This is a genomic window from Pseudomonas sp. FW507-12TSA, from assembly GCF_058781435.1.
Window position 1 is genome coordinate 107,090 of sequence record NZ_JBYSWT010000018.1, and the last position, 26,403, is coordinate 133,492.

24 protein-coding genes are annotated in these 26,403 nt (G+C 65.0%); 8 read left to right on the top strand and 16 right to left on the bottom strand.

The genetic code is table 11. The features are described 5' to 3' along the window. Positions 1–44 precede the first annotated feature (44 nt). The 6 genes from AC3WK8_RS18435 to AC3WK8_RS18460 all read right to left on the bottom strand — a co-directional run bounded on the left by AC3WK8_RS18435 (position 45) and on the right by AC3WK8_RS18460 (position 6,608). Positions 45–1,508, bottom strand: coding sequence for an amidase (locus AC3WK8_RS18435; RefSeq protein WP_103325423.1), 1,464 nt, complete (start codon positions 1,506–1,508; stop codon positions 45–47). Further along, positions 1,505–2,815, bottom strand: a complete 1,311-nt coding sequence (locus AC3WK8_RS18440) for a citrate-proton symporter (RefSeq protein ID WP_103325422.1) — start codon at positions 2,813–2,815, stop codon at positions 1,505–1,507. The genes AC3WK8_RS18435 and AC3WK8_RS18440 overlap by 4 nt, the downstream gene beginning before the upstream one ends. A 102-nt stretch (positions 2,816–2,917) precedes the next feature. After that, positions 2,918–4,093, bottom strand: coding sequence for a M20 aminoacylase family protein (locus AC3WK8_RS18445; RefSeq protein WP_103325421.1), 1,176 nt, complete (start codon positions 4,091–4,093; stop codon positions 2,918–2,920). A 121-nt stretch (positions 4,094–4,214) separates the two neighbouring features. After that, positions 4,215–4,544 carry a hypothetical protein gene (locus AC3WK8_RS18450; RefSeq protein ID WP_022642778.1) on the bottom strand — a complete coding sequence of 110 codons (330 nt, stop codon included), beginning with the start codon at positions 4,542–4,544 and terminating at the stop codon, positions 4,215–4,217. Next, entirely contained in the window at positions 4,541–5,638 is a 1,098-nt protein-coding gene (locus tag AC3WK8_RS18455) for a serine hydrolase domain-containing protein (protein WP_103325420.1), read from the bottom strand. Before AC3WK8_RS18455 ends, AC3WK8_RS18450 begins: the two co-directional genes overlap by 4 nt. Before the next feature lie 73 nt (positions 5,639–5,711). Next, a complete protein-coding gene (locus tag AC3WK8_RS18460; RefSeq protein ID WP_103325419.1) occupies positions 5,712–6,608 on the bottom strand; it encodes an acyl-CoA dehydrogenase middle domain-containing protein in 897 nt (298 codons plus the stop codon). Between the two features lie 141 nt (positions 6,609–6,749). Here AC3WK8_RS18460 and olsB point away from each other — a divergent pair, with 141 nt between their 5' ends. Then, positions 6,750–7,505 (top strand): L-ornithine N(alpha)-acyltransferase, encoded by a 756-nt coding sequence (olsB, locus tag AC3WK8_RS18465; RefSeq protein ID WP_022642775.1) that lies wholly within the window; start codon positions 6,750–6,752, stop codon positions 7,503–7,505. Then, the gene (locus tag AC3WK8_RS18470) at positions 7,505–8,299 is read left to right on the top strand and encodes a lysophospholipid acyltransferase family protein (protein ID WP_103325418.1); all 795 of its coding nucleotides are present in this window, start codon (positions 7,505–7,507) and stop codon (positions 8,297–8,299) included. The genes olsB and AC3WK8_RS18470 overlap by 1 nt, the downstream gene beginning before the upstream one ends. Positions 8,300–8,305: 6 nt before the next feature. On the opposite strand, the gene AC3WK8_RS18475 is transcribed toward AC3WK8_RS18470, so the two are convergent. Further along, the gene (locus AC3WK8_RS18475; RefSeq protein ID WP_103325417.1) at positions 8,306–8,896 is read right to left on the bottom strand and encodes an acyl carrier protein phosphodiesterase; all 591 of its coding nucleotides are present in this window, start codon (positions 8,894–8,896) and stop codon (positions 8,306–8,308) included. Positions 8,897–9,050: 154 nt separating this feature from the next. Here AC3WK8_RS18475 and AC3WK8_RS18480 point away from each other — a divergent pair, with 154 nt between their 5' ends. From AC3WK8_RS18480 to AC3WK8_RS18490, 3 genes are read left to right on the top strand one after another with little or no spacing between them, the layout of a single operon-like run. Continuing rightward, complete coding sequence (locus AC3WK8_RS18480) at positions 9,051–9,353, top strand: ArsR/SmtB family transcription factor (protein ID WP_022642772.1); 303 nt, start codon at positions 9,051–9,053, stop codon at positions 9,351–9,353. Positions 9,354–9,371: 18 nt separating this feature from the next. Beyond that, positions 9,372–10,538, top strand: a complete 1,167-nt coding sequence (locus AC3WK8_RS18485; RefSeq protein ID WP_103325416.1) for an MFS transporter — start codon at positions 9,372–9,374, stop codon at positions 10,536–10,538. A gap of 33 nt (positions 10,539–10,571) precedes the next feature. Further along, positions 10,572–11,621 carry an alkene reductase gene (locus tag AC3WK8_RS18490; RefSeq protein WP_085596115.1) on the top strand — a complete coding sequence of 350 codons (1,050 nt, stop codon included), beginning with the start codon at positions 10,572–10,574 and terminating at the stop codon, positions 11,619–11,621. A 71-nt stretch (positions 11,622–11,692) separates the two neighbouring features. Here the strand turns inward: AC3WK8_RS18490 and AC3WK8_RS18495 are convergent, their stop codons facing one another. Together AC3WK8_RS18495 and emhR are read right to left on the bottom strand one after the other, a co-directional pair. After that, positions 11,693–12,577 (bottom strand): DMT family transporter, encoded by an 885-nt coding sequence (locus tag AC3WK8_RS18495; protein WP_103325415.1) that lies wholly within the window; start codon positions 12,575–12,577, stop codon positions 11,693–11,695. A gap of 162 nt (positions 12,578–12,739) precedes the next feature. Further along, positions 12,740–13,372 carry an efflux system transcriptional repressor EmhR gene (emhR, locus tag AC3WK8_RS18500; RefSeq protein ID WP_103325414.1) on the bottom strand — a complete coding sequence of 211 codons (633 nt, stop codon included), beginning with the start codon at positions 13,370–13,372 and terminating at the stop codon, positions 12,740–12,742. Between the two features lie 265 nt (positions 13,373–13,637). Here emhR and emhA point away from each other — a divergent pair, with 265 nt between their 5' ends. The 3 genes from emhA to adeC are packed head-to-tail and all read left to right on the top strand — an operon-like array spanning position 13,638 to position 19,399. Further along, complete coding sequence (gene emhA / locus AC3WK8_RS18505; protein ID WP_053135463.1) at positions 13,638–14,795, top strand: efflux RND transporter periplasmic adaptor subunit EmhA; 1,158 nt, start codon at positions 13,638–13,640, stop codon at positions 14,793–14,795. A 3-nt stretch (positions 14,796–14,798) separates the two neighbouring features. Continuing rightward, positions 14,799–17,939, top strand: coding sequence for an efflux RND transporter permease subunit (locus AC3WK8_RS18510; protein WP_103325413.1), 3,141 nt, complete (start codon positions 14,799–14,801; stop codon positions 17,937–17,939). Further along, positions 17,936–19,399 carry an AdeC/AdeK/OprM family multidrug efflux complex outer membrane factor gene (gene adeC / locus AC3WK8_RS18515; protein ID WP_022642767.1) on the top strand — a complete coding sequence of 488 codons (1,464 nt, stop codon included), beginning with the start codon at positions 17,936–17,938 and terminating at the stop codon, positions 19,397–19,399. Before AC3WK8_RS18510 ends, adeC begins: the two co-directional genes overlap by 4 nt. 86 nt (positions 19,400–19,485) lie before the next feature. On the opposite strand, the gene pcaC is transcribed toward adeC, so the two are convergent. The 7 genes from pcaC to AC3WK8_RS18550 all read right to left on the bottom strand — a co-directional run bounded on the left by pcaC (position 19,486) and on the right by AC3WK8_RS18550 (position 26,367). Continuing rightward, the gene (gene pcaC, locus AC3WK8_RS18520; protein WP_022642766.1) at positions 19,486–19,884 is read right to left on the bottom strand and encodes a 4-carboxymuconolactone decarboxylase; all 399 of its coding nucleotides are present in this window, start codon (positions 19,882–19,884) and stop codon (positions 19,486–19,488) included. Between the two features lie 22 nt (positions 19,885–19,906). Beyond that, positions 19,907–20,695, bottom strand: a complete 789-nt coding sequence (pcaD, locus tag AC3WK8_RS18525; RefSeq protein ID WP_085596119.1) for a 3-oxoadipate enol-lactonase — start codon at positions 20,693–20,695, stop codon at positions 19,907–19,909. An 11-nt stretch (positions 20,696–20,706) separates the two neighbouring features. Beyond that, positions 20,707–22,071 carry a 3-carboxy-cis,cis-muconate cycloisomerase gene (locus AC3WK8_RS18530; protein WP_103325412.1) on the bottom strand — a complete coding sequence of 455 codons (1,365 nt, stop codon included), beginning with the start codon at positions 22,069–22,071 and terminating at the stop codon, positions 20,707–20,709. Between the two features lie 45 nt (positions 22,072–22,116). After that, positions 22,117–23,412, bottom strand: a complete 1,296-nt coding sequence (locus AC3WK8_RS18535; protein WP_103325411.1) for an MFS family transporter — start codon at positions 23,410–23,412, stop codon at positions 22,117–22,119. Positions 23,413–23,528: 116 nt separating this feature from the next. Continuing rightward, positions 23,529–24,734: a 3-oxoadipyl-CoA thiolase gene (gene pcaF, locus AC3WK8_RS18540; protein ID WP_178088029.1), complete on the bottom strand. Its 1,206-nt coding sequence runs from the start codon at positions 24,732–24,734 to the stop codon at positions 23,529–23,531. Beyond that, positions 24,731–25,510: a CoA-transferase subunit beta gene (locus AC3WK8_RS18545; protein ID WP_103325409.1), complete on the bottom strand. Its 780-nt coding sequence runs from the start codon at positions 25,508–25,510 to the stop codon at positions 24,731–24,733. The genes pcaF and AC3WK8_RS18545 overlap by 4 nt, the downstream gene beginning before the upstream one ends. Next, positions 25,507–26,367 (bottom strand): CoA transferase subunit A, encoded by an 861-nt coding sequence (locus AC3WK8_RS18550; protein WP_085596122.1) that lies wholly within the window; start codon positions 26,365–26,367, stop codon positions 25,507–25,509. Before AC3WK8_RS18550 ends, AC3WK8_RS18545 begins: the two co-directional genes overlap by 4 nt. Between the last annotated feature and the right edge of the window lie 36 nt (positions 26,368–26,403).

Consider the following 26,403-nt stretch of genomic DNA (forward strand, 5'->3'; position numbering starts at 1 on the left):
AGCAAGATGCGGGCCCCCGCGACCTCGCCATTGCCCCTGCCTGATTACCGGATATTGCCAGGAGGTCGCCGGCGCACCCACTGCGTGAGTTGCTCATGGGCCTGGGCCAGTTGCAGCACGGCCAGGTCGGCCTGGGGCGGGCCGATGATCTGCATGCCCATGGGCAGGCCGGCCAGGTTGAAGCCCACCGGGATGCTGATGCAGGGCAAGCCGGCCAGGGTCGGGCCGATCACCACTTCCATCCAGCGGTGATAGGTGTCCATTTCCTGCCCGGCGACCTGGCGTGGCCAGGCTTGGCGTGCATCGAAAGGAAACACCTGGGCGGTGGGCAGCAGCAGGAAATCGTAACGCTCGAACAACCGCAGCAGCGCCCGGTACCAATCGCTGCGGCTCTGGCAGGCGCGATACACATCGGCCGCGCCGAGGCTGGCCGCGCCCTCCACCTCCCAGCGGGCCTCGGGCTTGAGCCAGCGACGCTTGTCAGGATCGTTGTACAGCAGGCCCAGGGAACCCTGGACCAGCCAGTGCCGGTGCACCAGCCAGCAATCCCACAGCTGGGCCAGGGAGAACTCCGGCTGGCAGCTGTCCACCTCGCAACCCAGGTCGAGAAAATCCCCCAGGGCCTTCTCGCACAGCGCCAGCACCCCCTGCTCCATGGCCAGGTAACCGTTGTAGTTCCCCAGCCAGCCCAGGCGTAGCCCGCGTACATCCCGCTGCAGGGAGGCACCCAGCGCGGCCGGGTCATCCTTCAGCGACAGGGGCGCGCGGGGATCGTAGCCGGCCTGGGTCGCCAGCAGCCGGGCGACGTCGGCCACGGTGCGGCCCATGGGGCCTTCGGTGGCCAGTTGCTGGACGAACAGCTCCGGCGCCGGGCCATGGGGCACCCGGCCCAGGGAGGGGCGCATGCCGAACACGTTGTTGAACGCCGCCGGGTTGCGCAGCGAGCCCATCATGTCGCTGCCATCGGCCACCGGCAGCATGCGCAGCGCCAGGGCCACTGCCGCCCCGCCGCTACTGCCGCCGGCGCTCAGGTTGCTGTCGTAGGCATTGCCGGTGGTGCCGAACAGCTGGTTGTAGGTATGCGAGCCCAGGCCGAACTCCGGGACATTGCTCTTGCCGACGATCAACGCCCCGCTGGCGCGTACCCGGGCCACGCTGATGGCATCCTCGCCGGGCACCTGGGTGGCAAACAGCGGCGAACCAAGGCTGGTGGTCAGCCCGGCGGTGGCTGCCAGGTCCTTGATCGCCTGCGGCATGCCATGCATCCAGCCCAGGGATTGGCCCCGGGCCAGTTGTCGGTCGCGCTGGTCGGCCTCGTCCAGGAGGATCTCGGGCGCACGCAGCGAAACCAAGGCATTGGCCTGCGGGTTCACGCGCTCGATCTGCGCCAGGTAGGCCTGCATCACCTCCCGGCAGGACAGTTCGCGGCCATGGATCGCCGCGGACAATGCCAGGGCATCGAGTTCGACGATCGAGTCGCCAGCCACGGGTTCGTGAAGCTTGCTCAAGACGCACCTCCCAGGGGCAAGGTCGCAGGTTTGTTCTGCCGGAGCGGATCGTGCAGGCAGTAGATGGCCAGCAAGCTCAGCATCGACGTCAGCAATACATAGAACGCAGGCGCCACCGGCGTGGCCATGGTCTTGCTCAGCCAGGTCACCACCAGCGGTGCGAATCCACCGAACAGCATCACTGCGACGTTATACGCCACCGATACGCCGGTGGAACGCACCTCGATGGGAAACTGCTCGGCCAGGGCAGTGGGCGCAGGGCCGAAGCAACCGCCAATGGCGCTGCACAGCAGCAGTTGCATCACCAGCAGGCGCTCGATGGACGGTGCGGCCGCGACCCAGGCATACAAGGGGTAGACCATGACGAAGAACACCAGGGTGAAGACCATCAGCACCGGCCGCCGGCCATGACGGTCCGACAATGCCCCGGCCAGCGGGATGACCAGGGTCATCAGCGCCACCGCAAGCATCTGCACCAGCAGCACCTGGTCCAGGGGCAGGCCGAGATTGTTGTGGGCGAAGGTCGGCATGTTCACCAGCAGCACATAGAACGACACCGTGGCACCGCAGGCCAGGCCCATGGCCACCAGGATGCCCCGGCGATGGGTACGGATGATCTCCAGCAGCCCCGGGCCTTTGCCACGCACCTGCTTGCGGGCCTCGACGAAGGCTTGTGGTTCGTCCATATACTTGCGAATCCACAGGCCCAGCGGACCGATCAGCAGGCCGAACACGAAGGGCAGGCGCCACCCCCACTGCTCCAGGGCCTGGGGCGAGAAGAAATGCGTCACCGCCGCCGCCATCGCCGCACCGCTGAACACCGCCAGGCACTGTCCCACCAATTGCCATGAGCCGTACAGGCCCTTGCGGTGGGGCGGCGCGCTCTCCACCAGGTAGGCCGTGGCACTGGCATATTCGCCGCCGGTGGCGAACCCCTGGAGCATGCGCGCCACCACCACCAGCAACGGCGCGCCGAGCCCGATGGCGGCGTAGGTGGGGGTGAAGACAATGATCGCGATGGCCAGGGTCATCAACTGGATGATCAACAGCATGGCCGCCTTGCGCCCCTTGCGATCGGAGTAGATGCCCAGCAACACACCACCCACCGGACGCATGAAGAAGCCCACGCCGAAGGTGGCCAGGGCCATCAGCAGGGAAGTGTATTCGTCGCTGCCGGGAAAGAACTGGCGGGCGATGAAGCTGGCGAGAAAGCCGTAGATGATGAAGTCGTACCACTCCAGGGCATTGCCGATGACGGCGGCAACCACCTGCCGGGTCTTGGAAACAGCGGGGGTCGAAAGGCTCATGGAAAGCTCCACACGGACTTTTGAGCCTTCTTGCGGGCTCGTTGAAGTGCCGGGCGCACGCAAGGGCACCCGGGGAACTGGCAAATACCTGGAGAACGACGCTCAGAGCGGCTTGAGCCAACTCTCCGCCAGGGCGCCCCAGTAGGCGGCGCCGGTGAGCAGGATGTCGTCGTTGAAGTCGTAGGCCGGGTTATGCACCATCGGCTGCCCCACGCCATTGCCGATGAACAGGTAGCTGCCCGGGCAACGCTGGAGCATCCAGCCGAAGTCCTCGCTGCCCATCAGCCTTGGCGTATTGCCATCCACTGCGCTGTCCCCCAGCAGTTCCACGGCCACCTGCCGGGCGAACTCGGTCTCGGCCGGGCTGTTGACCAGCACCGGATAGGCCGGGCGATGGAGGATGCTGGCGGTGCAGCCATAGCTTACGGCCTGGGTCTGGATGATCGCCCTGACCCGCTCCAGCACCTGTTCACGCACCGGTGCGTCGAGGGCGCGCAGGCTCAAGCGCAGCAGTGCCTGCTGGGGAATCACGTTGGCGGCCTCGCCAGCCTGCAGGGCGCCGACGGTGACCACCGCCGCCCGCTGCGCATCGATGTTGCGCGCCACCACCGTCTGCAAGGCCATGACCATGCTGGCCGCCGCCACCAGCGGATCCACCGCCAGGTGCGGCATGGAACCATGGCCACCTACACCTTCGACCACCACCTCGAACAAGTCCTGGGACGCCATCATCGCTCCCTGGCGAAACCCCAGGTGCCCTGCCGGCAAGCCCGGCATGTTGTGCAGGCCGAACAGCGCATCGCAGGGGAAACGCTCCAGCAAGCCGTCGGCGAGCATCGCCTCGGCACCGCCCTGGCCCTCCTCCGCCGGCTGGAAGATCAGGTTCAGGGTGCCGTCGAATTGCCGGGTGGCCGCCAGGTAGCGGGCGGCGCCGAGCAGGATGGTGGTGTGGCCATCATGCCCGCAGGCGTGCATGCAGCCATGGTGGCGACTGCTGTGGGGCGCGTCGCTGGCTTCGACGATAGGCAGGGCGTCCATGTCCGCCCGCAGGCCCAGGGTGCGCGAGCTGCTGCCGTTGCGCAGGACGCCCACCAACCCGGTGCAGCCGATGCCCTGGTGCACCTCGTAGCCCCAGTCTTGCAGGCAGCGAGCCACCAGAGCCGCGGTGCGGTTTTCCTGGAATCCCAGTTCGGGGTGGGCATGGATGTCGTGGCGGATGGCACGCAAGTCGCCGGCGATGTCATTGAGCCAGGCAAGGATGTGCTGGTGTCGGGTCATGGCGTCTGTCCTCTGGCCGGGTGGGTTCCCGTGCTTGTTGTACGCAGCTCGGTGGTAGCTAACCGCGAGCCGGCGCCAGGGACAATCGAATGTGGTTCCACAGGATGGAACAGCAGGCGGTTCAGGGATCGAGGCGGCAGCCCTGCCGGTTCCCTTGCCAGGTGGCGCTGTGGGTGCGCCCCAGGGCGCTGGCGGTGATCCGCCGTGATGCCGGCTCATCGACCAGGTTGCTGATGGGCAGGTATTGGCGCACGTACCCGCGGCAATAATCAGCCGGATGCTCCATCACATAGCGGCAGGAGCAGTATTCCTTGGCGGTGTAGGCGCCAAGGATATCCGGGAATGCCTGGAGCGCCTCCCGTTGCTGCCAGGCCCAGCCCGATAGCGCCAGCGACCCGGCCAGCAGCAGGCAGAGCAGCGGGTGGCGCAGGACGAAGGCCCGGCGGCTCATGGCTGCTCCGGGGTAGGAAATGCCGCCAGCACCCGCTTGAGCAATTCGTTGTGCTGGTAGCTGCCGTCGCGATCGTCGCCATAGCGCACGATCACCAGGCGCTGCTGCGGCACTATGTACAGCGCCTGGCCCCAATGGCCCAGGGCGGCGTAGGTATCCTCCGGCGCATCCGGCCAGGGCCGGGGCGCGCCGTCCACGATGCGATTGAGCCACCAGTGCCCACCCGCCACGGCAACGTCCTGGCCCGCCCGGTAGCCGGCGAACGGCGTGCGGCAGAACTCGACCCAGGCCCTGGGCAGCAGTTGCCGGTCGTGCCAGCGCCCCTCGCGCTGCATCAGCAAGCCGATGCGGGCCAGGTCCCGGGCACTCATATAAAGGTAGGAAGACGCCACGAAGGTGCCGGCCGCATCCCGCTCCCACACTGCCTGGCGGATATCCAGGGGCTCGAACAGGGCACGCCAGGGATAGTCCGGATATTGCTGCGCCCCCAGCATGCCGCGCAGGCTGGCCGCCAACAGGTTGCTGTCGCCGCTGGAATAACGAAAGGCCTGGCCCGGTGGGCTGGCCGCCTGGTGCTGCGCGGCGAACGCCGCCATGTCGCGGTGGCCCCGGGTGTAGAGCATGGCCACCACCGATGAATTGAGCGGCGCGTACTCGTAGTCTTCCTGCCAGTCCAGGCCCGAGGCCCAGTGCAAAAGGTCGGCCATGGTGATGCCAGGGTGGGGCTTGAGCGCCGGATAGAAATTCGCCGCCGGGTCTTGCAGGCCGAAGCGCCCCTCGCCGGACGCGACGCCCATGAGCACCGCCAGCACGCTCTTGCTGGCGGACCAGATCAGGTGGGGAGTCTGTGGCCCGGTCTCGCCGGCATAGCGTTCGTAGACCAGCCGGCCATCACGCACCACCAGCAGGGCATCGGTGCGTACCCCCTGGCGCGACTCGTCATCACGCGGGGCGAAGGCATAGGCCTCCAGGGCCTGGAGCGCCGGACCCGAGGGCAAGGGCTCACGCGGCCATTGCTCGGCTGGCCAGTCCTCGGCCCGGGCCGGCAGGCCGAGCACGACAAGCAGCACCAGCAGGATCGAGCCCTTGGCCATGGACAACACTCGAGAAAAACCGATGGCCGAGCCTAATCGAGGTTCATGACAGTTTTGCTGCAAGCGCCGGGACTCAGCGCCCAGCCGGTTGCTGCAAGGCCGCCAGGGCCTTGGCCAGGCGCTGGGCCCGGGCGCCGGCGGCCAGCTCGAGCAGGGCCTGGTCGCGGCTCCACTGTTCGCGCCAGAACTCGGGCCCCTGGGCGAATGCCATGGCGATCTCCGGCTTCAGGGCTTCGAACTGCACGAACAACCCACCCAGCAGGACGTGCCCGCCGGCCAGGGCCGGGTTCTGCCGGCTGGCTTCGGCACAGCCGGCCAGCAACGCCAGCAATTGCAGGAGCAGCGGCTGCGGCCAGCCGCTGTCCTGGCCGACACCATGGAGCCAGGCCGCCATGGCGCTGAGGACATAGATGTCTTCCAGGGTGCGGAAGGGTTTGACATAGGCATCCCAGCCATCGCCGGCCAGCAGTTCACAGGCAGCATTGTCCAGGAGCAGGCAACCGTGGCTGATCTCCGGCATCAGGGCGATCGCCGGCAGAGTCTGGACCTTGACCCCGGGCTCGCCCGGATAGACCACAGTCAGCCGCAGCGCCGCCCGCTCCCCGGGGGCCTCGCAACGGGCCGCCACCAGCAGCCAGTCGGCGGCGTCCCCGGCGGTGACGAAATCCTTGCGCCCGTGCAGGCGCAGATCCTGCAGCCGGGTCTGCATGTCCGCCGGGCGCAGGCTGCGACGTTCAGTCGCGCACAAGGCGCCCAGGCTCAGCGGCGCACTGGGCCACAACATGCGCAATGCCGCCTGGTAACCCACCAGGAACGCCAGGCCCGGGGTCGCCATCAGGCGCCCGCCAAGCACCGCCAGCTCGAATGGCGTGACCGTGCCCAGGTGGGCCAGCAAAGCGCCGTAACCCTCCGCCAGATCAGGGGTTGCGGGCAGTCGTTCATGGCTCTCGAGCAGGGCTTGCCAGGGCATTTCGAAGGTCCTCAGGGGCTGTCACACAAGCATCACCAAAGTTTCATGGCGATGACACCGCGGCTACATAGCCTGACTTTGCACAACAAAGTCGATTGGCTGCAACCCAAGGCGGGTCGCTGGCCCGCACGGAGATTCACGATGACTCAGATCGCCCGCATCAACGACACCGGTACTGAACGCCGCCTGCAAGCCGAACGCCTGATCGGCGCCCAGGCCCTGCAGGAAGCCCAAGCCCTGCGGTTCAAGGTCTTCAGCGGCGAGTTCAACGCCAAGCTCAAGGGCGCGGAGCTGGGTCTGGACATGGACGACTACGATGTTCATTGCAGCCATATCGGGGTACGCGACCTGAACAGCGGGTGCCTGGTGGCCACCACTCGCCTGCTGGACCACCAGGCCGCCAGCAGCCTGGGGCGCTTCTACAGTGAAGAAGAGTTCAGCCTGCACGGCCTGGTGCAACTCCAGGGCCCGATCCTGGAGATCGGCCGTACCTGCGTCGACCCGGCCTACCGCAACGGCGGCACCATCGCCGTGCTCTGGGGCGAGCTGGCCGAAGTCCTCAACGAGGGTGGCTACAGCTACCTGATGGGTTGCGCCAGCATCCCGATGCAGGACGGCGGAGTGCAGGCCCATGCGATCATGCAGCGCCTGCGCGAGCGCTACCTGAGCACCGAGCACCTGCGGGCCGAGCCCAGGCACCCACTGCCGAACCTGGACCTGCCGTCCAACGTCATCGCCGAAATGCCGCCACTGCTCAAGGCCTACATGCGCCTGGGGGCGAAGATCTGCGGCGAGCCCTGCTGGGACCAGGACTTCCAGGTGGCCGACGTGTTCATCCTGCTCAAGCGCGACGAGCTGTGCCCACGCTACGCCCGGCACTTCAAGGCGGCCGTGTGATGCGCCGGCTACGGGTCTACGGGCGTATCGCCCGGGTGCTGCTGGTGGTGGCGCTGGGCCTGAGCATGGCCAGTATCTTCGGCGTGCTGGAGCGCCTGGGGGTCAGCAACTCCATGGTCCGCCGCCAGCGCTGGTCGCGGTTCTTCATGGCCCGCCTGGGCAACGCCCTGCCCTTCCAGGTCACGGTGCACGGCCAACTCCCACGCCAGCCCATGCTCTGGGTCAGCAACCATGTGTCCTGGACCGACATCCCGTTGCTGGGCATGCTCACTCCGCTGTCGTTCCTGTCCAAGGCCGAGGTGCGCACCTGGCCGGTGGCCGGATGGTTGGCCGCCAAGGCCGGCAGCCTGTTCATCCGCCGTGGCGCCGGCGACAGCCAGCTGATCCGCAAGCAGATGACTCGGCACCTGCAAGAACAGCATCCGCTGCTGCTGTTCCCCGAAGGCACCACCACCGATGGCCGTGGCCTGCGGACCTTCCATGGACGCCTGCTGGCCAGCGCCATCGAGGCCGAGGCCTGCCTGCAACCCGTAGCGATCCGCTACCTGCGCGACGGTAAGGTCGACGACCTGGCGCCCTTCATCGGCGACGACGACCTGCTGTCTCACCTGTTGCGCCTGTTCGCCAACGACCAGGGCCAGGTGGAGATCCACCTGCTCAAGCCGATTTCCTGCCAGGGCCAGGAGCGCGCGGCACTGGCCTTCCAGGCCCAGCAGGCGGTCCAGAAAGCCCTGTTCGGCGATGCCTTGCAGCCGGCCGAACCACGCCGCGCTGGCGAACTGGTCGCTGCCTGAGTGGAATCAGCGCCCCGGCGACGGGGCGGTGTACTGCTCGGCGAACACCTGCAGTTGCGGGTAGAACTCGCGAAAATCCTCGCTCAAGGGCTGGTACAGCCGTTCCAGCTCGCCCATGGCCGCGGTCAACTCCTCGGGACGCGACAAGCGCCGGGCAATCCCCCGCAGGACCTGCTCCAGCACCTGGAAGTCCCGATAGGAACCCAGCCAGTCATCGGCCGCCATGTAGGGTGCGATCTGCGCCAGGCGCCCCGGCAATTGTGGCTCGGCGGCCAGCGCCCGGTACACGTCAGCGGTGAACGCCTGCAAGGGTCGATCGGCGTACTGCGCCCAGTCACGGGCCAGGCAGTGGTCGAAGAACACATCGATGACGATGCCGGCGTAGCGCCTGCGGGTCTGGGCGAAACGCGCCAGCGCCGCCGCCACCAAAGGGTGGCTGTCGGTATAGGTGTCGATGCGCCGATGCAGCTGGATCGCCGCCTCGACCTCGGGAGCGAACTGCCCTTGCAGGCGACCTTTGACGAAGTCGCCGTAGAGGCTGCCGAGTAATTGACCCGGGCGCTGGCCGCCGAGGTGCAGATGTGCGAGATAATTCATCCGCGCAGCTTAGCACCGCGCACATCATATCGTTATAACCCGATATACCGATAAATGCTTAAATAAGATCGAAATCATATTGGTATATCGCGAAATAACGATTTAAATTTCGCCTCATCGCGATACAACGTTTCATGGAAAAGCGAGCAACGCCATGTCCATCGACCTCGACGAAATAATAAAAGCCCTGGCGCATCCGGTTCGCAGGGAAATCCTGCACTGGCTGAAAGATCCGGCAGTCGAATTCCCCGACCAGGCCCACAGTAACGAGCACGGTGTCTGCGCCGGGCAGATCGATCAACGCTGCGGCCTGTCGCAGTCGACCGTCTCGGCCCACCTGGCGACCCTGCAGCGTGCCGGCCTGGTCAGCAGCCGCAAAGTCGGCCAATGGCATTTTTTCAAACGCAACGAAGAAACCATCCAGCAGTTCCTCACGCAAATGAGCCAACAGCTCTGACCTGACAAGGACCCGATAATGCCCCTCTCGCTTCTCATCCTGGCCTTGAGTGCCTTCGCCATCGGCACCACCGAGTTCGTCATCATGGGCCTGCTGCCCGATGTGGCGGCGGACCTCGGGGTGTCGATTCCAGACGCAGGCTGGCTGGTGACCGGCTACGCCCTGGGCGTGGCCATCGGCGCGCCATTCATGGCCCTGGCCACCGCCCGGCTGCCACGCAAGGCCGCCTTGGTGACACTGATGGGGATCTTCATTATCGGTAACCTGCTGTGTGCACTGGCCAGTGATTACAACGTGCTGATGTTCGCACGGGTGATTACGGCGCTGTGCCACGGAGCCTTCTTCGGTATCGGTTCAGTGGTGGCCGCCGGCCTGGTGCCGGCCAACAAGCGCGCCTCGGCCGTGGCCCTGATGTTCACCGGCCTGACGCTGGCCAACGTGCTCGGCGTCCCCCTGGGAACTGCGCTGGGCCAGGAAGCCGGCTGGCGCTCGACCTTCTGGGCGGTGACGGTGATCGGCGTGGTAGCGTTGATTGGCCTGCTGCGGTTCCTGCCAGCCAAGCGCGACGAGGAGAAACTCGATATGCGTGCGGAACTGGCGGCCCTCAAGGGTGCCGGAATCTGGCTGTCCCTGGGCATGACCGCACTGTTCGCAGCCTCGATGTTCACCCTGTTCACCTACGTGGCCCCGCTGCTGGGCGAAGTCACTGGCGTATCGCCCAAGGGCGTGACCTGGACCCTGCTGCTGATCGGCCTGGGCCTGACCCTGGGCAACATCATCGGCGGCAAGATGGCCGACAAGCGCCTGGGCGCCACCCTGGTGGGCGTGTTCGCGGCCATGGCCGTGGTCTCCACCGTGCTGACCTGGACCAGCGTGGCGCTGATCCCCACGCAGATCACCCTGTTCCTCTGGGCCACCGCCTCCTTCGCCGCGGTCCCGGCCCTGCAGGTCAACGTAGTGACCTTCGGCAAGGCCGCGCCCAACCTGGTTTCGACCCTGAACATCGGCGCCTTCAATATCGGCAACGCCCTGGGCGCCTGGGTCGGCGGCAGCGTCATCGCCCACGGCTTCGGTCTCACCAGCGTGCCGCTGGCAGCCGCGGCGCTGGCGATCCTGGCCCTGCTGGTAACGCTGATCACTTTCCGCCAGGGCGGCAATGCCGAACTGGCCCCTGCGACTCACTGAAACGTTCCTTTCCTTTAAAGAAGGCTGCATTCCATGACCACTCTCTTTGATCCGCTCAAGCTCGGCGACCTCGAACTGTCCAACCGCATCATCATGGCGCCGCTGACCCGCTGCCGCGCCGATGCCGGCCGGGTGCCCAATGCCCTGATGGCCGAGTACTACGTGCAGCGGGCCTCGGCCGGGCTGATCCTCAGCGAAGCCACCTCGGTGACGCCGATGGGCGTGGGCTACCCGGATACCCCCGGCATCTGGTCCAACGACCAGGTCCGTGGCTGGGCCAACGTGACCAAGGCGGTGCACGGCGCCGGCGGCAAGATCTTCATGCAGCTGTGGCACGTGGGGCGGATTTCCCATCCTTCCTACCTGGACGGCGAAACCCCGGTAGGCCCCAGCGCCATCCAACCCAAGGGCCACGTCAGCCTGGTGCGCCCGCTGGCCGACTTCCCTACTCCGCGAGCCCTGGAAACCGCCGAGATCGCCGATGTGATCGAGGCTTACCGGGTCGGTGCGGAAAATGCCAAGGCCGCCGGTTTCGACGGTGTGGAAGTCCACGCAGCCAACGGTTACCTGCTGGACCAGTTCCTGCAGAGCACCACCAACCAGCGTACCGACCAATACGGCGGCTCCCTGGAGAACCGTGCTCGCCTGCTGCTGGAAGTGACCGATGCGATGATCGAGATCTGGGGTGCCGGCCGCGTCGGCGTGCACCTGTCGCCACGAGCCGACCTGCACGACATGGGGGATGCCGACCTGGCGCAGACCTTCCTGTATGTCGCTCGTGAACTGGGCAAGCGCGGCATCGCCTTCATCTGTGCCCGCGAGAAGGAAGGCACCGACAGCCTGGGCCCACGGCTCAAGGAAGCCTTCGGCGGCCTGTACATCGCCAACGAGCGTTTCACCAAGGACAGCGCCAATGCCTGGCTGGCCGAAGGCAAGGCCGACGCGGTGGCCTTCGGCGTCCCCTTCATCGCCAACCCGGACCTGCCGGCCCGCCTGAAAGCCGATGCGCCACTGAACGAACCGCATCCTGAAACCTTCTATGCCAAGGGCCCGGTCGGCTACATCGACTACCCGATGCTGTAAGCATTGCCCATGAAAAAGCCCCGGTTCACCAGAGCCGGGGCTTTTTATTGCCTGCCTGTATGCCGCAAGGATCAGCGCTTGCGCTGGGTCCAGGCCACGGCCAGGCCACTGAGGCAGATCACCGCGATGCCCACCAGGCCGTAGCTGTCCGGGGTATGGCCGAAGATCAGGTAGCCGTACATTCCGGCGAACAGGATCTGCCCGTAACTGAAGGGCGCCAGCATCGCCGGAGCGGCATGGCGGAACGCCTGGGTCAGCAGCAGGTGGCCGAACATGCCACAGGCACCCAGGCCGATCATGAACAGGCCATGGACCAGGCTCGGAGTGCTCCAGAAGAACGGCAACAACGCGCTCATGATCAGGCTGTTGATGATGCCGATGAGAAAGTTGCTGGTGGTCGGGCTATCGATGCCGCTGAGTTTGCGGGTCAGCAATTGATAGAAGCCGAAGCACAGCGCCGATCCCAGGGGAAAGAGGATCGCCGGGGTGAACAGCGAACCACCGGGGCGCACCACGATCAGCACGCCAACGAAGCCGATCAGCACCGCCAGCCACTGGGCGCGGCTGACCCGCTCGCCCAGGAACGGCACGGACAAGGCGGTGACCAGCAATGGCGCGAGGAAGTTGACCGCGGTGGCTTCAGCCAGGGGGATATAGCGCAGGCCGGTGGTGAACAGCAGGCTGGTGCCGATCATGCACAGGGCCCGCAGCAATTGCAGGCCGGGACGCTTGGTCCGCACCACGGCGGAAAAACCACTGCGCGGCACGAACACCACCAGCATCAACAGGGTATGGACCACATAGCGGGCCCAGACCACCATCACGATCGGATAGAAGGCCGAGAGGTACTTGGACAGTGTGTCGTGGCTGGCGAAGAGCAGGACCGCCAGGCAAATCAGGACGATACCCTTCAGGGGATGATCCGCACCTTTGAATGGTGAAGGGCTCACACTCATTCACATCCCCGCAACAAATTGCCTACAAAATACATAGCTCGCTATCTATCAAGACAGGGCCGGCCCGGTATATAAATGCCCCCGTTTCGACCCTGTGGTCCGGGGATGCATGGCTTCATTGCGCAGATCTTGACATAACCAGATTCAATTACGCATTTTGTCTTAATGACGAAGGTTCGGACTCAGGCGCAACATATCCAGCCCGATATCGACCCAGCGCTCCGCCTCGGTATGCAGGACAAAGCTGTCCGGGGCCAACAACCACTGGTAGAGAAGACCATCGACAAAGGCCCGCATGCTGATGGCTGCCCGCCTTGTATCGAGATCTTCGGGCAACTGCCCACGATTCACCGCGTTGCTCAATGTCAGTTCGATATGCAGGTTGCACTCCAGGCTGGCCGCGCGGCGCTGACGACGCAGGTCGCACATTTCATCGGTGAACTCGCACTTATGAAACAGAATTTCATTGATGCGTCGGGTTTTCGGGTCCAGGGCAACTTGATGAAACAAGTGAATGAGCAATTTGCGCATCCAACCCAGAGGGTCCACTTCATCCACATCCTCGCTGGCGGCCGCCATCTCGCCCAAGGGTTCACGCAGGCTGTCGAGCATGGCCTGGACCAGGTCGGCCTTGTTGCTGAAATGCCAGTAGATCGCGCCACGCGTGACTCCCGCCAACGTCGCGATATCGGCCAGGGTGGTCCGCGCCACGCCCCGCTCGTAAAAGGCCTTCTCGGCCGCCTCGAGTATCTGGGCGCGGGTTTCTTGAGCTTCCTCTTTGGTACGACGGACCATGGCAGTAAAACCTCGATCAGGATCTTTCAGCGATGCGCAAAGACCTTCTGAATAAATATGGAACGACATCTCGAGTGCCGTTTACCCAACCTACAATTCAACACTTGCGGGAGCTTTTGTAACCGGATGGGTACGCCACCAAGGTATTTACAAACAGACATGTACGTAAGTATATTCCTTAGCAAGCTACTTATCCACCCAGCCAAGTCTTTTTACCTTTCCACTTTTCTTGTGCGCATCTCGCGTGCCTGACCCGAGGATCTTCATGCAACTCAAGCCAGCTGTTACCGCTCTGGTCACTGCCGTCGCCCTGGCATCGCTGCTCAGCGGATGTAAAAAGGAAGAGGCGGCACCTGCCCCTCAAGCACCTCAGGTCGGCGTCGTCACCCTGCAACCACAAGCCTTTACCTTGACTTCCGAACTCCCGGGCCGGACCACTGCGTTCCGTATCGCCGAAGTTCGCCCACAGGTAAACGGAATCATCCTCAAACGCCTATTCAAGGAAGGCGGTGATGTGAAGGAAGGACAGCAGCTCTATCAGATCGACCCATCGATCTATGAAGCTACGCTGAAGAGCGCTGAGGCGAACCTGCAATCGACCCGCTCGATTTCCGATCGCTACAAGCAGTTGGTCAACGAGCAGGCCGTGAGCCGCCAGGAATACGACACTGCCGTGGCCAACCGCCTGCAGTCCGAGGCCTCGCTGCAAAATGCCCAGATCAACCTGCGCTACACCAAGGTGCTGTCGCCGCTGACCGGTCGTATCGGCCGCTCCTCGGTCACTGAAGGTGCCCTGGTGAGCAATGGCCAGGCCACTGCCATGGCGGTGATCCAGCAGCTGGATCCGATCTACGTCGACGTCACCCAGTCCTCGGTGGAACTGCTGGAGCTGCGTCGCGAGCTGGAAAGCGGACGCCTGCAGAAAGTTGGCGACAACGCCGCCAAGGTCAAGCTGACCCTGGAAGACGGTAGCCAGTACAAGCTCGACGGCAAGCTGGAATTCTCCGAAGTCTCGGTGGACGAGACCACTGGCTCGGTGACCCTGCGTGCGGTGTTCCCGAACCCTGAGCACACCCTGCTGCCTGGCATGTTCGTGCATGCCCAGCTGCAAGCCGGGGTCAACAGCGCGGCGATCCTGGCGCCACAGCAAGGCGTGACCCGTGACCTCAAGGGCACTCCGACCGCCCTTGTGGTAGGTGCCGACAACAAGGTCGAGCTGCGCCAGCTCAAGGCCAGCCGCACCGTCGGCAGCCAATGGCTGGTGGAAGATGGCCTGAAGGCCGGCGATCGCCTGATCACCGAAGGCCTGCAGTTCGTCAAGCCCGGCATCGAGGTCAAGGCCACCGAAGCCACCAACGTATCTGCGAAGAACCCGGCCCCTGCCCAGGCAACTGGCAAGACTGCAGGCGGCAAAGGGGAGTAAACCATGTCGAAATTCTTTATCGACCGTCCGATCTTCGCCTGGGTTATCGCCCTGGTGATCATGTTGGTCGGGGCACTAGCGATCCTCAAATTGCCGATCAACCAGTACCCGAGCATCGCGCCGCCCTCGATCGCGATCTCCGTGACCTATCCGGGCGCCTCGGCGCAGACCGTGCAGGACACCGTGGTCCAGGTGATCGAGCAACAACTCAACGGCATCGACAACCTGCGTTATGTGTCCTCGGAAAGTAACTCCGACGGCAGCATGACCATCACCGCGACCTTCGAGCAAGGCACCAACTCCGATACCGCGCAGGTCCAGGTGCAGAACAAGCTCAACCTGGCCACCCCGCTGCTACCGCAAGAAGTACAGCAACAGGGTATCCGCGTGACCAAGGCGGTGAAGAACTTCCTCTTGGTGATCGGCGTGGTTTCCGAGGACGGCAGCATGTCCAAGGACGACCTGTCGAACTACATCGTGTCGAACATGCAGGACCCGATCTCCCGGACCCCGGGCGTCGGTGACTTCCAGGTGTTCGGTGCGCAGTACGCCATGCGGATCTGGCTCGACCCGGCCAAGCTGAACAACTACAACCTGACCCCGGTGGACGTGAAGACCGCGGTCGCCGCGCAGAACGTCCAGGTGTCCTCCGGCCAGCTCGGCGGCCTGCCGGCCATGCCTGGCCAACAGCTGAACGCCACCATCATCGGCAAGACCCGCCTGCAGACTGCAGAGCAGTTCAAGGCGATCCTGCTGAAGGTCAACAAGGATGGTTCGCAAGTACGCCTGGGCGATGTCGCGGACGTGGAGCTTGGCGGTGAGAACTACGCCATCAGCGCCCAGTTCAACGGCAACCCGGCTTCCGGCCTGGCGGTGAAACTGGCCAACGGCGCCAACGCCCTGGATACCGCCAAGGCACTGCGCAAGACCATCAGCGACCTGGAGCCCTTCTTCCCGCCAGGCATGAAGGTGGTATTCCCGTACGACACCACCCCAGTGGTGACCGAATCCATCAAGAGCGTGGTGCACACGCTGGTGGAAGCCATCGTGCTGGTGTTCCTGGTGATGTTCCTGTTCCTGCAGAACTTCCGTGCCACGGTGATCACCACCATGACGGTACCGGTGGTATTGCTGGGCACCTTCGGCATCCTCGCGGCGGCCGGTTTCAGCATCAACACCCTGACCATGTTCGGCATGGTGCTGGCCATCGGCTTGCTGGTGGACGACGCCATCGTCGTGGTGGAGAACGTCGAGCGGGTGATGCAGGAGGAAGGCCTGTCGCCCAAGGAAGCGACCAAGAAATCCATGGGCCAGATCCAGGGCGCCCTGGTGGGTATCGCCCTGGTGCTGTCTGCGGTACTGCTGCCGATGGCCTTCTTCAGCGGCTCCACCGGCGTGATCTACAAGCAGTTCTCGATCACCGTGGTTTCGGCCATGGCCCTGTCGGTACTGGTTGCCCTGATCTTCACCCCGGCCCTGTGCGCCACCATGCTCAAGGCCATCCCTGAAGGCCATGGCGAGAAGCGTGGCTTCTTCGGCTGGTTCAACCGCAGCTTCGACTACAGCGTGAAGCGCTACGAGCGCGGCGTCGCCAGCATCCTGCGGCACAAGGCGCCGTACCTTCTGGCCTACCTGCTGATCGTGGTGGGCATGATGTGGCTGTTCACCCGTATCCCGACCGCGTTCCTGCCGGAAGAAGACCAGGGCGTACTGTTCGCCCAGGTCCAGACGCCAGCCGGCTCCAGTGCCGAGCGGACCCAGGTGGTGGTCGACGAAATGCGCTCCTACCTGCTGGACAAGGAAAAGGACACCGTCGCCTCGGTGTTCACCGTGAACGGCTTCAACTTCGCCGGTCGTGGCCAGAGTTCGGGCATGGCCTTCATCATGCTCAAGCCATGGGGCGAACGCTCTGCGCAAAACAGCGTGTTCAACCTGGCCCAGCGTGCGCAGATGCACTTCTTCAGCTTCCGTGACGCGATGGTGTTCGCCTTCGCTCCTCCGGCGGTACTGGAGCTGGGTAACGCCACCGGTTTCGACGTGTTCCTCCAGGACCGCGCCGGCATCGGCCACGAGAAACTGATGGCGGCACGCAACCAGTTCCTCGGCATGGCAGCCCAGAGCAAGGTGCTGGCCCAGGTCCGTCCGAACGGCCTGAACGATGAACCGCAGTACCAGCTGACCATCGACGACGAGCGGGCCAGCGCCCTGGGCGTGACCCTGAGCGATATCAACAGCACCTTGTCGATCGCCTTGGGTAGTAGCTACGTCAACGACTTCATCGACCGTGGTCGGGTGAAGAAGGTGTACGTCCAGGGCCAACCCGGTGCTCGCATGAGCCCCGAGGACCTGAAGAAGTGGTACGTGCGCAACAGTGCCGGAACCATGGTGCCGTTCTCGTCCTTCGCCAAGGGCGAATGGATCTACGGTTCGCCGAAGCTGGCTCGCTACAACGGCGTGGAGGCCATGGAGATCCTCGGTTCTCCGGCCCCCGGCTACACCACCGGTGAAGCCATGGCCGAGGTCGAAGCCATTGCCGCCAAGCTGCCACCAGGTGTCGGTATTTCCTGGACCGGCCTGTCCTACGAGGAACGCCTGTCGGGTTCCCAGGCGCCAGCGCTATACGCCCTGTCCCTGCTGATGGTGTTCCTGTGCCTGGCAGCCCTGTATGAAAGCTGGTCGATTCCGATCGCGGTCATGCTGGTGGTGCCACTGGGGATCATCGGCGCGCTGATGGCTACCAGCCTGCGCGGCCTGTCCAACGACGTGTACTTCCAGGTAGGTCTGCTGGTGACCATCGGCCTCGCGGCGAAGAACGCCATCCTGATCGTCGAGTTCGCCAAGGAACTGCACGAACAGGGCCGCTCCCTGATCGACGCCGCGGTCGAAGCCTGCCGCATGCGTCTGCGGCCGATCATCATGACTTCTTTGGCCTTCGTCCTCGGGGTCGTGCCTCTGGCCACCTCCAGCGGCGCTGGGGCGGGTAGCCAGCATGCAATCGGTACCGGCGTGATTGGCGGTATGCTTACCGCGACGATCCTGGCGATCTTCTGGGTCCCGCTGTTCTTCGTCGTCGTGTCGTCCATGGGCCGCAGGAAAGCGGACCAATCAGAAACCACAGCAAATTCTAATGAGGCTGGCCAATGAGCAAGTCGCTACTCTCCCTGGCAATCACCGCCATCGCGCTAAGTGGTTGCTCGCTGATACCGGATTATCAGCGCCCGGACGCGCCGGTGGCGGCGCAATTCCCCCAAGGCCCGGCCTATTCGCCAAAGGAGGCCGCCAACGTGGCGGCCGCCGAACAAGGCTGGCGGCAGTTTTTCCATGATCCGGCCCTGCAGCAGCTGGTCCAGGTCGCCCTGGAAAACAACCGCGACCTGAAGGTCGCGGCGCTGAACATCGACGCCTATGCCGCGCAGTACCAGATCCAGCGGGCGGACCTGTTCCCCGCTATTTCCGCCAACGTCAGCGGCCAGCGCCAGCGCCTGCCGGCCCGGGTATCCGGGACCGGCGATGACCGGATCTCCGGCCAGCACTCGGCTACCGTGGGCATCAGTGCCTACGAGCTGGACCTGTTCGGTCGCGTGCGCAGCCTGAGCGAGCAAGCGCTGCAGAACTACTTCTCCACTGAAGAAGCCCGGCGCAGCACCCAGATCAGCCTGGTGGCCAGCGTCGCCAATGCCTACATCACCTGGCAGGCCGACAAGGAGCTGCTGAAGCTGACCCAGGAAACCCTGGCGACCTACGAGGAAAGCTACCGCCTGACTTCGCGCAGCAACGAGGTCGGGGTCGCCTCGGCCCTGGACCTGAGCCAGTCGCGTACCTCCGTGGAAAACGCCCGGGTGCAACTGGCGCGCTACACCCGCCAGGTAGCCCAGGATGAAAACAGCCTGACCCTGCTGCTCGGCACCGCGATCCCGGCCAACCTGCCGGCGGCCCAGCCACTGTCGGCCGACCTGCTGAGCGAGTTGCCGGCCGGGCTACCGTCGGAGCTGCTGCAACGGCGTCCGGATATCCTCGAGGCCGAGTACAAGCTCAAGGCGGCCAACGCCAATATCGGCGCGGCTCGCGCGGCGTTCTTCCCGCGCATCAGCCTGACGGCCAACGCCGGCAGCCTGAGCCCGGATCTCTCCGGCCTGTTCAAGGGTGGCTCGGGTACCTGGTTGTTCCAGCCGCAGATCAGCCTGCCGATCTTCAACGCCGGCAGCCTGCGCGCCAGCCTGGACTACTCCAAGATCCAGAAGGACATCAGCGTCGCCCAGTACGAGAAGTCCATCCAGACCGCCTTCCAGGAAGTCTCCGATGGCTTGGCCGCACGCCAGACCTACAACCAGCAGTTGCAGGCCCAACGTGATTTCGTCAGCGCCAACCAGGACTACTACCGTCTGGCCGAGCGCCGCTACCGCATCGGGGTCGACAGCAACCTGACCTTCCTCGACGCCCAGCGCTCGCTGTTCAGCGCCCAACAAGCGCTGATCACCGACCGCCTGGCGCAGCTGACCAGCGAGGTCAACCTGTACAAGGCCCTCGGCGGTGGCTGGAGCGAGCAGAGCGCGAAGAACGAGCAAACGGCGGAAAAGAAAGCCCCTGAGCTGCATCTGTTCTGAAGCCTGAACCGGCTGCATGAAAAACCCACCTCACGGTGGGTTTTTCATTTGTAGTCCACGGCCAAGGTCGACCGCCCCGCCCTCGCCTACGGCGCCTGGCGCGACTCCACTCCCAGTTCATCCCACACCGACTCGGCCAGGTGGAAGGTGGCGTTGGCCGCAGGAATCCCGCAGTAGATCGCGCTTTGCATGATCACCTCCTTGATCTCGCCCCGACTCACGCCGTTGTTGGCGGCCGCCCGCAGATGCAGCTTGAGTTCCTCGTTGCGGTTCATGCCGATCAGCATGGCGATGGTGACCAGGCTGCGGGTATGCCGGGGCAGTCCCGGACGGGTCCAGATATCCCCCCAGGCATGGCGAGTGATCATGTCCTGGAACTCCGAGTTGAACTCGTTCAGGGCTGCCAGGCTGCGCTCGACATGGGCCTCGCCCAACACCGCGCGACGCACCTGCAGGCCTTCGGCATAACGTTGTTTTTCATCCACGAATGGCTCCTTGGGCGACCGTTCAGGTCAGCAGGAAGTCCAGGACCCGGGTGCTGAAGGCATCCCCGGCCTGGACGTTGGACAGATGCGCGGCGCGCAACTCGGCGTACTCGGCGCCCTGCACCCGCTGCTGGATGAAGTGCCCGCCAGCCGGTGGGGTTACGGCATCGTCGCTGCCGGCGATCACCAGGGTCGGCACCTTGATCGCCGCCAGGTGCTCGCGCAGGTCGGCATCGCGCACCGCGGCGCAGTTGGCCGCGTAGCCCTCGGGCGAAGTGGCGGCGAGCATGTCGGTGATCAGCTTGGCCTGGTCCGGATGGGCCTCGGCGTAGTCCGGGGTGAACCAGCGGGCGATGGACGCATCCCGTAGCGCCACCATGGCGGCCTGGCCGTCACGCAGCACCGTCTCGATCCGCGGGTTCCACACCGAAGGGTCGCCGATCTTGGCCGCGGTGTTGCACACCACCAGCTTGCCCAGGCGCTCGCCGGCATGAATCCCCAGCCACTGGCCGATCAACCCGCCCATGGACAGGCCGCAAAAATGCGCACGCGGGATATCCAGGGCATCGAGCAACGCCAGTACATCGCGCCCCAGTTGCTCGATGCTGTAGGGCCCCGCGGTGACCAGGGACCGGCCATGGCCACGGGTATCCATGCGCAGGACCCGAAAATGCTCGGTGAAGAGCGGCATCTGCCTGTCCCACATGTGCAGGTTGGTACCCAAAGAGTTGGACAACACCAGCACCGGCGCCTGCTCCGGTCCCTCCAGTTGATAATGCAGTTCGCCCCCGGCGAGTTTCACGAATCCCACGGCAATCTCCTTCAGGCCTTCAAGGCAAAATGTTCAGCCACGGCGCGCTCGACCCAGGTCTTGGCCTGGCCCAGGTAATGCGCCGGATCCAGCAGGCGATCCAGCTCCAGCGCCGACAGCTCGGCACTGACCTGGGGATCCTCGCCCAATACCCCGCGCAGGTGGCGTTGCTCGGCCACCGCGCGCTTGCAGCATTGTTCCAGCAAATGGTGCGCGGTCTCGCGCCCCAGGCGCTGGGCCAGGGCCATGCTCACCGCCTCGGCCAGAACCAGCCCCTGGGTCAACTGGAGGTTGTGCGCCATGCGCTGGCGGTCCACCTCCAGGCCCTCGGCCAGTGACAGGGCCTGGTGCAGGGCACCGGATACCAGGCAGCAGATCTCCGGCAGGGTTTCCCATTCGGCATGCCACAGCCCCAGGCTGCGCTCGTGCTCCTGGGGCATGGCGCAAAACAGTGTCGCCAGCAACCCCGGAACCCGGGTCGCGGCGCTGATCAGCACCGCCGAGCCCACCGGATTGCGCTTGTGCGGCATGGTCGAGGAGCCGCCCTTGCCCGCCGCCGCCGGCTCGAACACCTCCGCCGCCTCGGTCTGCATCAGCAGGCTGATATCCCGGCCCAGCTTGCCCAGGCTGCCGGCCAACAGGCCGAGGGTCGAGGCGAACTCCACCAGGCGATCACGCTGGGTGTGCCAGGGTTGCTCCGGCAGGCCCAGGCGCAGTTCCTCGGCCAGGGCCCGAGCCACCGGTAGCGCTTGCTCGCCCAAGGCCGCCAGGGTCCCGGAGGCACCGCCGAATTGCAGCACCAGCAAGCGCGGCTTGAGTTGCTGCAAGCGTTCGCGGCTGCGGGTCACCGCTCCCAGCCAACCGGCGATCTTCATGCCCAGCGTGACTGGAGTGGCATGTTGCAGCCAGGTCCGGCCCGCCAGGGGCAGGTCGGCGTATCGCTCGGCCTGGACCACCAGGCACTGGCCCAGGCGCTCAAGGTCGTGTTCAAGCAGGTCCAGGGCGCTGCGCAGTTGCAGCACCAGGCCAGTGTCCATCACATCCTGGCTGGTGGCGCCCAGGTGCACATGGCGCTCGGCTTCGCAGGCGTCTGCGGCCACCTGCCGGCCCAGGGCCTTGACCAGCGGGATGGCCGGGTTGCCCGCCGTGACTATGGCCTCGCCCAGGGCGTGCAAGTCATACAGCTCGGCCTGGCAGGCGGCCTCGATCGGCGCGACGGCGCTGGCCGGGATCAACCCCACCCGGGCCTCGGCCCGGGCCAGGGCGGCTTCGAAATCGAGCATGGCCTGGATCCGCCCCTGGTCGCAGAACACCCTGCGCATTGGCCGGGCGGTGAAATAGGCATCGAACAGCTGGTTGCTCGCAGCTAGGGTCATAAGGGTCCTTGGCAGCCTGCGCCCACCCGGACGCAAGCTCGTGGTTCAAAGATCGTGGTGCAGGTAGGCGGCCTGCCTGGGCAATCGCAGGCTGAACAGGAAGGCGATGGCCATCATCACCGTAACGTACCAGTAGAAAGTGTTTTCCATGCCCATGTTCTTGAAGTTCAGGGCCACCCATTCCGCCGAACCGCCGAAGATCGCATTGGCCACCGCATAGGCCAGCCCCACGCCCAGCGCCCGGACCTCGGGCGGAAACATCTCGGCCTTCACCAGGCCGCTGATGGAGGTGTAGAAACTGACGATGGCCAGCGCCAGGGTAATCAGCACGAACGCCAGGAGCGGGCTGCTGACGGTCTTCAGGACCAGCAGGAGTGGCACCGTGAACAACGTCCCCAGCGCGCCGAACCAGAGCATCGAGTTACGCCGGCCGATGCGGTCGGCGAGCATGCCGAACAGCGGTTGCATGCACATGTACAGGAACAAGGCGCCAGTCATGACATAGCTGGCGGTCTTGGCGTGCATGCCGGCGGTGTTCACCAGGTATTTCTGCATGTAGGTGGTGAAGGTGTAGAAGATCAGCGAACCACCGGCCGTGTAGCCCAGCACCGTGATGAAGGCCGCCGAATGGTGCTTGAACAGCGCGGCGACACTGCCGGCGTTCTTGTCCTCGCGGGTTTGCCGGCTGCTGGTTTCCTTCAGCGAACGGCGCAGCAGCAACGAGATCAAGGCCGCGATGGCGCCGATCACGAACGGAATGCGCCAGCCCCAGGCCTTGAGCTCGGCCTCGTCGAGGAACTGCTGGATGATCACCAGCACCAGCACCGCCAGCAGTTGCCCGCCGATCAGGGTCACATACTGGAATGAAGCGAAGAAACCACGCTGGCCCTTGAGCGCCACCTCGCTCATGTAGGTGGCGGTGGTGCCGTACTCGCCGCCCACCGACAACCCCTGGAACAGCCGCGCCATCAGCAGCAGGAACGGCGCCCAGGCACCGATGCTGGCATAGGTCGGCAGGAAGGCGATGACCAGGGAGCCGGCGCACATCATCAGCACCGAGATCATCATCGAGTTCTTGCGCCCGTGGCGGTCGGCGACCCGGCCGAACAACCAGCCGCCGATCGGGCGCATCAGGAATCCGGCGGCGAACACCCCAGCGGTGTTGAGCAACTGCACCGTGGGGTCGTCCGAGGGAAAGAACGCCGGGGCGAAATAAATGGCGCAGAAGGCGTAGACATAGAAGTCGAACCATTCCACCAGGTTGCCGGACGAAGCACCGACAATGGCAAAGATCCTTTTGCTGCGTTCCTCTCCGGTGTAGTGACTTGTAGTTGTAGTCATGTCTTTTCACTCATGGGGGACAGTGTCAGTCTAGACATACTTGGCAACACTCCCGTTCCACAGTCCCCATGACAAGGTGGCCCCGCAGTCGCATCGACAGCTGCGGGCAATCGGCGTCAGACCCGTTCGATGGCCAGGGCCAGGCCCTGCCCGACCCCCACGCACAGGGTGGCCAGGCCTTTCTTGCCGCCGGTCCGCTCCAATTGGTGCAAGGCGGTCAGCACCAGCCTGGCCCCGCTCATGCCCAGCGGATGGCCCAGGGCGATGGCGCCACCGTTGGGATTGACCTGGGGCGCGTCATCCGCCAACCCCAGTTCACGCAGCACCGCCAGGGCCTGGCTGGCGAACGCCTCGTTGAGCTCGATCACATCGAAGTCACCCACCGCCAGGCCCAGGCGCTGGGTAAGCTTGCGCACTGCCGGCACCGGGCCAATGCCCATGACCCGTGGCGCCACCCCGGCGCTGGCCATGCCCAGGACCCGGGCCCTTGGCGTCAGGCCGTGCTGCCTCACCGCATCGGCCGAGGCCAGGATCAGCGCGGCGGCGCCGTCGTTGACCCCCGAGGCATTGCCAGCGGTGACGCTCTTGTCCGGCCCATTCACCGGCTTGAGTTTGTTCAAGGCCTCCAGGGTGGTCTGCGGACGCAGGTGCTCATCATCCTCGATGAGGGTTTCTCCCTTCTTGTGAGTGATGCGCACCGGCACTATTTCTTCGGCAAAAAACCCCGCCGCCTGGGCCGCCGCGGCCTTGCGCTGGCTGCGCAGGGCGAAGGCGTCCTGGTCGGCCCGCAAGATCTGCCGCTCATCCGCGACGTTGTCGGCGGTCTGGGGCATGGCATCCACCCCGTACCGGGCCTCCATCAACGGGTTGATGAAACGCCAGCCGATGGTGGTGTCCTCCAGTTGCATGCTGCGGGAAAAGGCACTCTCGGCCTTGCCCATCACGAAAGGCGCACGGGACATGGACTCCACGCCGCCGGCGATGGCCAACTCCATCTCGCCACTGGCGATGGCACGAAACGCCGTACCCACAGCTTCCATGCCCGAAGCGCAAAGACGGTTGAGGGTCACGCCCGGCACGCTGTCCGGCAGGCCGGCGAGCAACAACGCCATGCGTGCCACGTTGCGGTTGTCTTCGCCGGCCTGGTTGGCACAGCCAAGGAACACTTCGTCCAGGGCGCTCCAGTCCACTTGCTGGTTGCGCGCCATCAGCGCCTTGATCGGCAAGGCTGCCAAGTCATCGGCCCGCACGCCGGACAAGCCGCCGCCAAAGCGGCCGATGGGGGTGCGAATGGCATCGCAGATGAATACGTCGCGCATCAGGCTTCTCCCGGGGTCTGGCCATGGGCGGCGGCGGTGCGAGTCTCCAGTTCGCGCAGCGCCGTCAGTTCCAGCGCGGTGGGCGCGCTGGTCTGGGCCACCTGTTCGGCGAAACGGACGGCCCAGCCCGTGGCCTCCACCACCTGCTCGCGGGTCACTCCCGGATGCAGGGAAGTGACGACGAACTCATGGCTGCCTGCCTCAGGTTCCATGATGCACAGGTCGGTGATGATCCCCACCGGACCGGCGCCCGGCAGCCCCAGGCGCTGGCGCGAATCGCCGCCTTCGCCATGGCCGACCGAGGTGACGAAGTCCAGCTTGTCGACGAAGGACCGGGCGGACTGCTTGAGGATGATCAGCACGCTCTTGGCCGAACCGGCGATCTCCGGCGCACCGCCAGCTCCCGGCAGGCGCACCTTGGGCTGGTGATAATCGCCGACCACCGTGGTGTTGATATTGCCGAAGCGGTCGACCTGGGCCGCCCCCAGGAAACCCACGTCGATCCGCCCACCTTGCAGCCAATAGCGGAAGATTTCCCCGGTGGGGACCACGGTATCGGCGGTTTCCGCCAGTTCACCGTCGCCGATGGATAGCGGCAGGACGCTGGGCTTGGCACCGATCGGGCCGGATTCGTAGATCAGCACCACGTCTGGCGACGAAGTGAGACGCGCCAGGTTGGCGGCCTTGGACGGCAGGCCGATGCCGACGAAGCAGACCGAACCGTTGCGCAGGCGCCGCGCCGCGGCCACGGTCATCATTTCATTGGTGGAGTAAGTCATTGCCGGGCCTCCCGGGCTGCGGCCAGCTTGGCCTGGAATTCACTGAAATCGGCAGTGCCGCGAATGTACTGGTCGACCCATGCGGTGAAGCTCTGGCGATCGCGGGCGATGGGATCCCAGGCCTGGTAGAAACGGTTGTCGCGCTCGGAATACCCGTGGGCGTAGGACGGATGGGCACCGCCAGGCACATGGCACACCGCGCTCAAGGCCCAGGTCGGCAGCACACAGGCATTCATCGGCGCATCGAGGTCATCGACGATCTCCTCGACGGTGACGATGCAACGCTTGGCGGCCAGCGCCGCCTCCTTCTGCACGCCGAGGATGCCCCACAGCAGGACGTTGCCCTTGCGGTCGGCTTTCTGCGCATGGATCACCGTGACATCCGGGCGCACCGAAGGCACCGCCGCCAGCACTTCACCGGTGAAGGGGCAGGTCACGCTCTTGATCAGCGGGTTCACCTTGGGCAAGTCGGAGCCGGCGTAGGCCCGCAGCACGGCGAACGGCAAACCCGAGGCCCCGGCGACATAGGCATTGGCCAGGTCGGCATGGCTGTGCTCTTCGATCTCCAGCGGCCGCGGCCATTGTTTTTCCACGGCGTCGCGCAGGCGATGCAGGGAGCCCACGCCCGGGTTGCCGCCCCAGGAGAAAATCAGCTTGCGGGCGCAGCCGGCACCGATCAGCTGGTCGTAGATCAGGTCCGGGGTCATCCGCACCAGGGTCAGGTCCTGCTTGCCCTGGCGGATGATTTCATGGCCCGCGGCCGTGGGGATCAGGTGGGTGAAACCTTCGAGCGCGACGGTGTCGCCGTCGTTGATCAACTGCTTCACGGCCTCGTGCAGCGAGAGGATTGCAGCCATGGAGGGGGCTCCCGGTGGGTATCCAGCGACTGGAGA